Source organism: Altericroceibacterium xinjiangense (assembly GCF_003958635.1).
GTDB classification, from domain to species: Bacteria; Pseudomonadota; Alphaproteobacteria; order Sphingomonadales; family Sphingomonadaceae; genus Altericroceibacterium_A; species Altericroceibacterium_A xinjiangense.
On sequence record NZ_RSEK01000024.1, the window covers coordinates 1 to 11458 of the forward strand.

The 11458-nt window shown below is 60.2% G+C and carries 8 protein-coding genes and 1 pseudogene; 2 read left to right on the top strand and 7 right to left on the bottom strand.

All coding sequences use genetic code 11. From position 1 onward, the window contains the following. Window positions 1-353: 353 nt before the first annotated feature. Together ELY13_RS13820 and ELY13_RS13825 are read right to left on the bottom strand one after the other, a co-directional pair. Window positions 354-778 (bottom strand): annotated as a pseudogene (locus ELY13_RS13820) (IS21 family transposase); the annotation flags it as partial. Between the two features lie 559 nt (window positions 779-1337). After that, window positions 1338-4115: a UvrD-helicase domain-containing protein gene (locus ELY13_RS13825; protein ID WP_241233724.1), complete on the bottom strand. Its 2778-nt coding sequence runs from the start codon at window positions 4113-4115 to the stop codon at window positions 1338-1340. Window positions 4116-4302: 187 nt separating this feature from the next. Here ELY13_RS13825 and ELY13_RS13830 point away from each other — a divergent pair, with 187 nt between their 5' ends. After that, window positions 4303-4533 carry a hypothetical protein gene (locus ELY13_RS13830; RefSeq protein WP_126174500.1) on the top strand — a complete coding sequence of 77 codons (231 nt, stop codon included), beginning with the start codon at window positions 4303-4305 and terminating at the stop codon, window positions 4531-4533. Between the two features lie 271 nt (window positions 4534-4804). On the opposite strand, the gene ELY13_RS13835 is transcribed toward ELY13_RS13830, so the two are convergent. Together ELY13_RS13835 and ELY13_RS13840 are read right to left on the bottom strand one after the other, a co-directional pair. After that, window positions 4805-6433, bottom strand: a complete 1629-nt coding sequence (locus ELY13_RS13835; RefSeq protein WP_126174501.1) for an alpha-D-glucose phosphate-specific phosphoglucomutase — start codon at window positions 6431-6433, stop codon at window positions 4805-4807. Between the two features lie 238 nt (window positions 6434-6671). Continuing rightward, window positions 6672-7865 (bottom strand): hypothetical protein, encoded by a 1194-nt coding sequence (locus ELY13_RS13840; RefSeq protein WP_126174502.1) that lies wholly within the window; start codon window positions 7863-7865, stop codon window positions 6672-6674. Window positions 7866-8563: 698 nt separating this feature from the next. Here ELY13_RS13840 and ELY13_RS13845 point away from each other — a divergent pair. Beyond that, a complete protein-coding gene (locus ELY13_RS13845; RefSeq protein ID WP_126174503.1) occupies window positions 8564-9451 on the top strand; it encodes a YihY/virulence factor BrkB family protein in 888 nt (295 codons plus the stop codon). 211 nt (window positions 9452-9662) lie between these two features. Here ELY13_RS13845 and ELY13_RS15710 read toward each other — a convergent pair whose 3' ends face one another. The 3 genes from ELY13_RS15710 to ELY13_RS13855 form a co-directional block, all read right to left on the bottom strand. Then, window positions 9663-9947, bottom strand: coding sequence for an HGGxSTG domain-containing protein (locus ELY13_RS15710; protein WP_420897432.1), 285 nt, complete (start codon window positions 9945-9947; stop codon window positions 9663-9665). Continuing rightward, the gene (locus tag ELY13_RS13850) at window positions 9925-10248 is read right to left on the bottom strand and encodes a hypothetical protein (protein WP_126174504.1); all 324 of its coding nucleotides are present in this window, start codon (window positions 10246-10248) and stop codon (window positions 9925-9927) included. The genes ELY13_RS15710 and ELY13_RS13850 overlap by 23 nt, the downstream gene beginning before the upstream one ends. Before the next feature lie 153 nt (window positions 10249-10401). Beyond that, window positions 10402-11458, bottom strand: a 1057-nt coding sequence (locus tag ELY13_RS13855; RefSeq protein WP_206436074.1) for an ADP-ribosylglycohydrolase family protein, incomplete at its 5' end; no start/stop codon positions are given.

An 11458-nucleotide genomic window follows, 5' to 3' on the forward strand; every position in this document is an offset into this window, starting at 1 on the left:
GATCTCATCAACTTCACGCTGCCCGACACGGCGGGCGCAGAGGGATGGGAGCGGCTGATCGACACCAACGCCCCCGATGCAAGCGAGGAGCGCTTCGAGGTTGGATCGACGTACCAAGTGACTGGCCGCTCGGTGCTGCTGCTCCGTCTCGTTCAATCGGACCAGGCTGAATAATCGTCCCGACATGCCTGACGGGTGGGTGCGGGATTGATCCAATGTCGCATCCACTCGCAAGGACCTGCATTGAGCTTCATGCCGTCGATCCATGGCAACAGCCTGAGTGGATGACCCACAACCGGCCGCCCAAGCCGATTAGCCGCTCTCGGATAAGCGGACGCTCGTTCACCGAAGCCTCCGCCGAAGAATGCAAACGCCCGGTCGTGGGCGTCGAACACCATCTCCTGGCTCTCGCGCGGATACGCCCGCACATAGAACATCCGGCTGTGGCAGAGCCACACGTGCCCGACCTTGATCGTAGTGGTGGCGCCCGCGATAAAGACGATCTCATGGCTCCAGTCGAACTGGTACGCATCGCCGGGCGCAAAGCTCAGCGGCACGAACGCCGCCGCCGGGCGATCAGGGTGCCAAGCCGGCGTATAGCGCCGGCGCCATCATAACCGCCGCGATAGCCGAGCCCATGCAGTTCCTCAAAGATCCGGATCATCGCCAGCCGGTCGCGCCGCGCCCTGCGCTCGTTCGCCTCCAGCAGTCGCTCCAGATCAGACGTCCACGGGCCCAGCTCCGGCAGCGGCTGCGGGTTGCGCTCGTACGCGAACGCCCCGTGGGCAGCTACGCGCGCTCGGCCTGATGCGGTCACTCGTCACCGGATTGAACGGCCCCGGACGTATTGGAAGCACCGGGCGTGGTGCTGTCATCTGTGGATGGCCCCTGCGCTGCAAGGGGTAAATTGGGTGTTGTCAGAGCAATTGCACTTTGCCCCTTCGAGACGTCTTCCGGCCTCCCTTGCGGGTTGAATTTTGGCCGAATGCTCGCGATCCTGGAACTTAGCCGGAGACAGGTGCTAGACTGACAGCGTCGCCAGAGTAGCAGGTGCAGTTCCTCTGACAATGCCCGCTCATGCGCAAAACAACCGCCCAACTGTAACCCCGGCTGGGGGAAGCTCGGGTCACGTTACACGCCACGCGGGTTGGGGATTTGTGATCTTTCTGCGGCTCGGCAGTATGGCCGTGCACTCGATAAATAGGGAAAGGCAGGCCGCCAACGCCCTTAGTGGAGCTTGCGGACGGGAGGCTCAGGAAAGCCCGCAAGCGTCTCATTATGCCGCTCGACCTCGCATTCCCACGCGATCTCAACCTTCCCTGTGGCGAGGAAGTTGATCAGGCCATCCTTGCAACGGCGGGAGCTGTCTGGTGCGTGTGGCGGCACTCAGGGAACTGACTGCAGCCAAAGAAAGTGCTGTCATTCCGCCCTTTCCGTTCAACCAGCTCTCCGACCAGACAGCTAGGACACTGATCGAGCTCCTTGCCATCGATGGTCTCAAAACGGACTTCGCTTCCGGCGATCTCGCAAAGCTCGCGAATGTAGCGCGAAGGCTTGCGTCTGTTGCAGAGGATAAACGTCCCTCTGCTGGCGCGAGTAATTGCGACATAGAAGAGGCGGCGCTCCTCGGCATAGGCGAATGTCTCCGGGCGCGGGATTACGAGATTGAGCAACTCGTCGTCTTCTATCCGACTTGGAACGCCGTAATCGCCCTCGCTGACGTCGAGCAGGATCGTGTAGTCGGCCTCGAGGCCCTTGGACCGATGAAACGACAGGCCGGTAACCTCGAGTGCCGAAAATTCGAGGTGCCGACCACGGAACGGGTCCAACAGGTTGTAGCGCCACAAGACCAGAACCTTCAGCTTTTGCCCCGCCTCACGCCGCCACTGCCCAGAAATCCCTTCGAGGAACGTATTCAGGCGATCGAGCAGCTGGAAACAGGCTTTTGGAAAGCTCGGCTTGCGCCATTCGACGGCAACAGGAATGATCCGGATTGATCGCGGTATGGCGGCGCGCGTTGAACGCACGGTCTTCTTAATCTGTTCGGGATTGCGCTGGACAAAGCGCGCAGCGGTGTCGGCGAGTAGCTGGTTACAACGGTAGGTCTGTTCCAGCCGACCTTGCCAGCAGGCGCCAAAATTCGTTTCGAACTGAGTGAAGATCGTGATGTCCGACCCGGCAAAGCGATAGATCGACTGCCAATCGTCTCCGACAGCAAAGACCTTCGTGAAGGGCTTTTGGTGCTTGAGCGCCTTGATCAGATTGGCCCTTGGATCCGAAATGTCCTGAAATTCATCAACCAGGATGAGTGAGTAGGGGCTCTGGTATCGGCCGGTCTCGACGAGGCGCACCGCATCACCGATCATGGAGTCGAAGTCGATACGCTTCGCCTCCTCGAGCTTGCGCGAATAGGCTTCGGTGATTAGCCAAACAGCACGTGCGAAATGTTGCGCGCGCGGTTTGTCGTGCAGGGACTTGGCCCGCTCGAGCAGCATCTCCAGAGTAAGCTGGCTGGCTCTGATATGCTTGATGCATACACTGATCAGCTTCTGGTAGTGTGTGATCACAACTGGCTCGACCGCCTTAAGGATCTCCTCGGCAGTCTTCTCCGTAAGCGGGATCTTACGCTTGGCCAGCTCCGTTTCGAGATATGGCAGGAGCGTTCCTTCGCGCGCCTGTGCAGAGGTTGTCTCGATAAAATCCAACTTTTCGCGCTTGTACCCTGCGCGTTTGCCCTTGGTGTGCTCGGCGTAGTTCTCAAAGGGCGAAGAGCCATCCGCGTTGATCGCGAAGTGCTCATGGAACGTATCGGTCAGGGGGTAATAGAAGTCGGGCTGGACGAACCGCTCGCTCCCATCTTCCTCCTCGAATGAGATTTGCTTCTCATATTCGAACTCGACCGAATGAACCCAAAGCCAGTTCGCGATCCGCTGCTCCTGAAGGGATTTGACGTATATATCCTCGGCAAGGGTGCCGATGGTGCTGCCGCCCCTGTCGTTGCGATTGGCGATGTAGCGATTGTAGTCCGCCTCCGAGTCAAAGACCTCCGCCGGGATATCGGCCTTCGGCAAAATAGACAGGAGGTCGAGCCACAGCCGGCGAAACTCTTCGTTGACCTCCATCAGATCAAGTATGATCTTGTCGATCACACGAGCTTCGCCGGCCGGATGTTCGACCCAGTTTGCCAGCTGCGGTGGTCGGCCTTCCGTCTCTTCGATAATCCCCCGGCCGAGCGCGTGAAACGTCGTCACTCGGCATTCCAGAGCCTCCTCATTGACATTCAACTGCTTGGCGATCCGCTCCTTCAGTCCATCGGCTGCGCTCTTATTGAACGCCAGGACGAGAATCTCGCTCGGGCGGTAGAGCCCTTTCTCGAGCACATAGGCGACTTTTCCGACCATGGTCGCGGACTTGCCTGATCCGGCGGACGCGACGAGCAGGTTGTTGTCTTCCAGACGGATGCATGCCTCTCGCTGCTCTTGGGAGAGTGAAAATCCGCCAAGGTCCACGAAGAAATCTTCGAACTTCTGCATTTCGTAGACAACGAAGTTTTCGTTATAGCGGCTGCGAGCGCCCGGATCGGTAAGCATCTCAAATGAGGTTGGCAGATAGGCTCTTAGCGCGTCCGGGATGAGAGCCGCATCAAACAACGGGTGTGCCAACGCCAATGACGCATTGCCCGGAACGCTCGCAATTGCCCGGCTGACGTCGGCGTGTGCGAGATATTGCCTGTTGCTGTCGGTGATCGCGCGAATCTTGCTATCGACCTCACGCAGGCGTTCTTTGTCGGAATCAATGAGCGCCGCGAGATGCTGATTTACGAAACCCAGTAAGTCGTCGCGCAGGCATTGGGCAGTCTTGGTAGTCAGGCCGGACAAAGCATCGATACGGCCCTTCGACCGGATCTCGACCGTTTGCCAAAGCAGGGCCTTGGTCGACGAAACAGAGGTGATCTCGATGCACAGGATTTCGTCCTCGCCCGTCGAACTTAGACGAAGGCTGTCATGGGATGAGGGGTTAAGGACCAGCTTCCAATTCTTCGATAAGAAAAGGCGCGCCCAAAGGTTCGGCCGGTATGTGCGAGATCGTCCTAGCATCAGCGATTTCGTTGCCACATTTACCAAGGCGCGTCACGGTCACAGTCGAAATTGAGACGGCTCACTCGAGCTCGCAATGCGATACAACTCCAGCACCGAGGAGCTTAACTCAACGTCGCCTCCCAATTGAAACCCGCCGTTTATTAGAGAGCTGGTGCGCGAACGTCTGCTTGCCTGGCAGCCAACAGCAGCTAAGCGGGCGGGCATGACTGCCTCCGACCTCGAACAGCTGCTTATCGACCGACTTATCCGGGAGAAAGGCGGCACCTCGCAGACATGGCAGCGGGCGCTTGGCAAGGTGATCGTGCGCGACACAGAGACGCATGCCCATTGCAATTGGGATGTCAGGATAAGCGGAACCGATGCGCAGCGTGCTGCGATCGAGCGGCTGCTCGACGATGTGCGACTTGAACATTCCATCATTGCGGCCGGCTGAGCGACTGAAGGCCTGCAGCCGCCGACGTTGCGGACGTTCACCGGGCTCTGCTCGGCCGCCGAAACCGGCCATTCATTCACACGACATATTATGGCGGCTCCTAAGCCGGTTGCGGAATGGCAGCTTTCAGTCTTCGGTCCGTAGTAGCGGATCTTGGAGATCGGTCTTGGTCCGTTCTCCAGCACGGCCGCCGCGAGGATTCCGGGGCCGCAGGAATTCGCCACCTTCACCTGGTGTCCGGTTGCGCCGAGCGCGCGACCGTTCTCGCGGATCAGGTAGTTACATCGGGCGAACTGCGCCCGGTGTGTCTTTCGATCCCGGCAATAGCTTCGGCGGCTTCGATCAATTCAATCAGCATGGTTGAGGTCTCTTCATCCAGCCGACCTTCGGCCGGTTCATAGCGCTCGAGATAGACCCGCAGCGTGGCCCCCGCAGTGCCAGTGCCGGACAGGCGGAAAACAACGCGGGAGCCGCCCTCAAAGATCACCCGAACGCCCTGATTGGGTGTGACAGAGCCGTCAACGGGATCACTGTAAGAAAAACTGTCGGCCGCTTCGACGGTGAGTACCCCGAGGCTACGGCCAGGAAGCGCAGAAAGGCCGCCCATCAGCTCTGCCATCAGCGCGTCGGCCGCTGCACTCTCTATCCCTTCGTAATCGTGCCGGGCATAGTAGTTGCGCCCACATTCCGCCCAGTGATCGCGGGCGAGTTGGTCCACAGAAATGCGCCGCTTCGCCAGAATGTTGAGCCACAGCAGCACGGCCCACAATCCATCCTTCTCGCGCACATGGTCAGAGCCCGTGCCGGCGCTTTCTTCGCCGCAGATCGTCACCAGTCCGGCATCGAGCAAGGTGCCGAAGAACTTCCAGCCAGTGGGAGTCTCGTAGCAGGGTATTCCGAGTGCTTCGGCCACCCGGTCCGCCGCAGCACTTGTCGGCATTGAACGTGCGATCCCCTTCAGTCCATCTTTGTAGGCGGGAGCAAGGTGCGCATTGGCCGCAAGCATCGCCAGGGAATCAGACGGAGTTACGAACCGGTGACGACCGATGATCAGGTTGCGATCTCCGTCTCCATCCGAAGCAGCTCCGAAATCAGGCGCATTGGAGCTCATCATCAGTCTGTACAATTCGTCCGCGTGAACCAGGTTGGGATCGGGATGATGGCCGCCAAAGTCTTCAAGTGGTGTGCCGTTCCGAACCGTCCCTTTGGCAAAGCCGAGCCGGTTCTCAAGGATCTCGATCGCGTATGGCCCGGTCACTGCGCTCATTGCATCGAAGCTCATGGTGAACCCCTCGGCCACTGCTTTCTGGATGGCAGCGAAGTCGAACAGCTGCTCCATCAGGTCCGCATAATCCGTCACTGGATCAATTACTTCAACGGTCATGCCCCCCACCTGACTCGTACCGAGCGCATCGAGATCTACATCAGGTGCTTCGAGGGTGAGCCAGCGATCGATCTCAAGGCTGCGCTTATAAACAGCCTCTGTGACTGCTTCAGGCGCAGGGCCGCCGTTGGCTGTGTTGTATTTGATCCCGAAATCGCCGTTTGGACCGCCAGGATTGTGGCTAGCGGAAAAGATCAGCCCACCCGAGGCGCCATGCTTGCGAATGAGATGGCTGGCGGCAGGGGTGGAAAGGAGACCTCCCCGACCTATCAAGGCTCGGCCGTAGCCGTTGGCTGACGCCAGGCGGATTGCCTGCTGGATCACGGTTCGGTTGTAGAACCGACCGTCGCCGCCGATTATGAGCGTTGCGCCGCTATCCGGTTGAACCACGTCGAACAAAGACTGGAGGAAGTTCTCGGTGTAGGAGGGCTTCTGAAACGTGGCCACTTTCTTTCGCAGTCCAGAAGTGCCCGGCCGCTGTCCTTCAATAGGTGTCGTTGTGATAGTGCGGAGCATGCAAAACCCTTCTGTGATCCGAATCCTCATAGTGACCGGCAGCGGCATCAGAAGCGTGCGAGCCCGCTTGGTCAATCGTCTCTCGCAATTCCGCGGAGCTCCGTGAGCTCGATGCACGTAGCGGCATACTGCCGCTTGCTGATTATTGGTTTGCCGTCGCTCTGATTGTGGAACTGCCATTCTGCTCACGCCCCACTGTGGCCATCCACACCCAATCCCGCTCACGCAGAGCGCCTTGCTAACGCTGACGAATGTCCATTTCTCCGCCCAATATCCCGTCTATGTGGGCGATAGCCTGGCGATACTTCCGCTCCTCTAAGCTGCCGAAGCGATCCGCGAACGAAGCGTTGGAAAGGCCCTCCGGGGCTTCGAGAAGTGAGGACGGAAGAAGGTCGTTATCTCGCGCTGTGCTGAGTTCGCGTGTTGTCTGCGACGCGGTCTTTACGTCAAACGAGCGCAGGGCGGTCTGCAATCCCGCGCGGTCTGCAGCTAGATCGACAAACGAGAAGCCCGAACCGCCCGCCAGGCTATCGTCGAGTTCCTTCCACTCTCCAATGTTGGCAGCGGCCTTCTCGCCGAGCACAGACGTCAATGCTGCAGAGAGCGTCCAGTGCTTGGCCAAGTCTTCCCGGCCATGCAGATAGACCGGTCGGTTCCGCCGTGGGCAATTCTGCGCCAGGGCTGCAGCATCAGGCACAAGGGCTTCAGCTTCCTCACCCACCACCAGAAGGGACAGTGCGATGAAGGCTGCGCGACTGTAACTGTCTGCGCCATGCGACGGAGATTTCGCGAAGATTCTGTTGACCATGAGGGGCAAGGCATCGACACGATCTTCTCTCTGCTCGGTAGCGGCTTGGCAGTAGATCTTGCGAACTAGCTGCTGATCGACGCTTTCTGAGCTGACGGCCATTATGCTGTCGAAGACGCCTGTACTCCGAGGAAGAGCAATTCGGGCAGTAACCTGTTGATCATCGATCCTGACTTGCCTGACCAGTTCGTCAAGGGAGGGAAGCCGCGCGCCGGCCAAACCGAGAGCCCACCACGCAGCATCTGCGAACCACCGGGACGCGAATTGAGGAAATGTGACCCGCCCCACTCTCAAGCGGTACACCGGAAAGCCGTCGTGCTGCCCGGTCGCGGTAGCTTCAGCGTTCATCCAGAAGCCGAGCGGCAGGGGAATGCTGACGCTGCTGGACAAGACGCCACTCGTCAGGCGGGCCTCAATGCGCCCAATGCCACTCGCGTCGCTCAGCAGAGCTGATAGCGCCCCTACTGATTCATCAGTGAAGTAGATCTCCGTCGCTGTTCCAGTGCTTTGAGCCACTTTCAGTTGTGACCAAATCTCACGCGCGGCTTTCATGTTCTGGGCCGATGGCCGATCACTCGACTGGACCCTGGGACTTAGGTCAACAAAGAGGAAGCCCACCATCATCAGCAGCAACGCGGCTAGCGCTGCGGCTCTGCGCAAGCACAGTGTCGAGAGGCGGGCGGACATCGCGATCGCCTACGCCAGCGAGAGCGCACCTTCTAGCGATTCCGGCGGAAAGCAGCCCTTAGCCCAATCACTGCTCAACTTCCGCTCTCCACCAGTTGCGCTTGTGCCCCGGCGATGACCGCTGACCCACACCGCTGTTCGGCTCATGATCCAGCGTTTGCATGTCTCAACGCGAAACCCGGAAGCGAAGCTGACCGCCTTGTCCAAGGCATCAATAACTGGTCAGGATTGGTAGCCGTTGAAGCGGCTGATTGCTTTCAACCGAATGCCCGAGCTGGGGCGGCAGCGCACCTTCGGCATTTTGCCGCTGGAGGACTCAGGTCCCCGACTCCAGGTAATTTCTGCTGGAGCGCCTCTATCTTGGGACCTAGCTTCAGACGGAGGCGAGACTGACAGCGCGGCCGGAGTGGCAGGTGCATTCGCTCTGACAGTGCCCTCGGCAACACCTGCGCTGGCACATCGATGCGGTCGGGCGGCGTCTATTCCATCAGACATTGCCATACGAGGGCATACAATCCGAGATATACTACCACCTCCTGGCGATCCGCCCAGACTTCCGCCTTCGCATCCATCAGCCGAACGGGTTGGACATTGGGGGGTATCTTTTACCGGTCTAATGTCGTGAAGGGACCGCCATGATCCTCCGCAAAGGAAAGAAACGATCTTGGTATCGCGAGATGGCGGGGCAGAACACCCCCTTCCGGGGGTGGTGGGCAATCGCCAAAGCGACCTGGGCTGAAGCCAGCAAGGATAACCTTGGCCTGATCGCCTCAGGCCTCGCGTTCTATGGCTTCCTCGGCTTTGTCCCGACGCTTACGGCCGTGGTTCTGAGCTACGGGCTGATTGCCGAACCGCATCAGGTGGCAAATCACATCACGGCTCTTGCCAGTATCATGCCCGACGAAGCGGCTCAGATTATCGGCACCCAGTTGCAGGACATGGTCGCGGCTGCCGACGCGGGAGTGAGCGTGGGGCTGTTCCTTTCGCTCGGGCTTGCGCTCTACGGTGCAATGAGGGGCGCGGGTGCGATGGTCACCGCGCTCAACATCGTATTCGAGGTCGAGGAGACCCGGTCCTTCATCCGGCACACTTTGGTCGCGACGGCGGTCGCCGCGGGTCTAGTGGGCATCTTCATTCTCGCGAGCGTCGCGATCTCGGCCTTCACCCTCCTCCGGGACCTGCTGCCCGAGCTAGGCCGCGCCTCCCGGACGGTACTTCAGATCGGCTTCTGGATCGTGGCGGCATTCGGCGTTCGCTTTGCGATCGCCACCATCTACCGCTTCGCTCCCAGCCGCCGGCCGTGCCCGGAAAGCTGGCTGAAGCCGGGATCGGCCTTTGCAACGGTCGGATGGATCGCGGCGACGATCGGGTTTGCGTTCTACGTCCGCAATTTCGGAAACTATAACGCCACATACGGCGCCCTGGGAGCCGTCATCGTTTTTCTCACGTGGCTCTACATCTCGTCCTACATCATTCTTCTCGGTGCCGAGCTGAACCGAATACTGGAGCGTGGCGGTAGATGACGAAGATGGTGCAGGATATAAAATGCCTGGAGGTTGGCTGAAATCGACATAACGACCGGGCACCTCTCGGCCGGATGGTCGTACGTCCGGTCTCAAGACGTAATAGTCCCGCTGATAAGGTCTGGCTTTGGGCGCGAAGCGGACATGCAGCCCTCCCGTAACTGGCCGATTGGGGACATTGGCCTTGAGTTCCGGGCGTTCACCATCGCGGTCAGCCCTCCGCCTGACCCAAGCCTTGCATCACCTGACGCACTCTGGCCATCAGTTCCCGAACGAGCGCGTTTCGCTCGCGCATTTCCCGATCACACGCACCATGCTTCAGGGCATTGCGGTTGTTCAAAGGCGCACCTGATCCCTTGCCTCCGTGCATCCGGCACCGCGCTGCACCGGCAATGCTGGGGGATCTGCAAGGCTCGCCGGAACGAGTCCTTGCCCCGCAACGCAGGGCAGAGTGCATCGCCCCGGTGTTGCGCTCATGCGTGCCGGCCACGTTCATCCCTGTCGCGCAGCGCCTTGCGATGAATGTCACTGGCGGCGACGAGAACAGCGCAGCCCCTGGCAAGGTCCATCGCCTGCTTGAGGAACACGGCTGATCGCTCCGGATTTCCTCGTTCCCTTGCGGCCTGCTCGAACGAGTCGAGCGCAAAGCTGTTTGTCTGCTCGACCAGGTCGTTGAGAATGACCGCGTGGTGGTCGACAGGCGGAACAAGCGATCCCAGAGCCTCGATGACGCCGGCAGCGCCGGGCTTTCGATTCGGTTTCCTGCCGTGCGGCTCCTCATCCTTCTTCCTTGCCATGTGGTCACCCCCTCGAATCCTCCCGAGGGTGCTGTCACGACCTGTGGCCGCCAAAGCGCAAAGAGCTGGCCCCGGCTACAGTGCATGGGATTGTTTTCGGCTGATCGGTCACCCGTCAGCTCGCTGGTGCTGGTGATCTTGCGCGGCCTGCGATCACCGCACGCCCTGCTCGAACAAGCTGGCCGCCATCTCCTCGATCCGCTCCTTCCACGCGAGCGGTCCGAGGCTGTTTGAGGAGATACCGCTTGCTCCATAAAGCGCACCGGCAAGCTGGCCGGTGATCGCAGCCGTGGTGTCGGCATCCTCGGCCAGGTTGGCCGCCAGCAATACCGCATCGTAAAACGAGGCAGTGCGCCCGACACACCAGAGCGCGGCTTCAAGCGAATGGGCGACATACCCTGAGGAGCGGATTTCACCGCGAGACTTGCTCCGCCAGGATCCGGCCACAATGCTCTCGATCCTGCCGGCGTAAGGACCAGACCGCGGGCGCAAGACCTCGCTGCGCGGACGACCCTCGATCGCATCGGCAAGGATGTCGGCGTAAGCGACACAGGCATCGACTGCCTCGGGCGCGCCGTGCGTCGTGCGGCTCTGGCGCGCGGCGATCTCGTGGAGGGTCTTGCGATCCTGCCAGTAGCGAATGGCCACGGGGGCAAGCCGCATCAGGCTGCCGTTGCCGGCGCTCCTCGGATCGGTCGATCCGGCAGCAGGATCGCCGGTTTGCTTGTAGCGCGAGAGAGCGCCGCGAACCGTCCTGCCGATATCGAAGCAAGTCCCGGTGCAGGAATACTCGCCTTCATCGCGCCAGCGAGCAAAGCGGTCCATCAGATCAGACTCATCAAGTCCGCCTCTGGCGATCAGACTGTCACCCAGCGCAAGCGCCATCGCGGTGTCATCGGTCCACTGACCCGGTTCGAGATGGAACGGCCCTCCCCCTTCCATGGCAGTAAGCCGGGGGTGAGTGTCGCGCATGGTGAACTCGAGCGTGGTGCCCAGCGCGTCGCCGACGGCGAGCCCCAGCAGAGAACCGATGGCCCGGTCCCGCGCCGCAATAAGCGAGGTGTCGGGCTTCTTTTCTGCCTTTGGCCCAAGCTCAAGGACATGGTTCAGCTGCGCGGCTGTCTCGATTGCACCGGGACTGTCAGGAATTTCGTGTGTGGCGGGCGGTTTGAATATTACGCCGCCATGGCTCTGATGAAGCGCTCGCCGA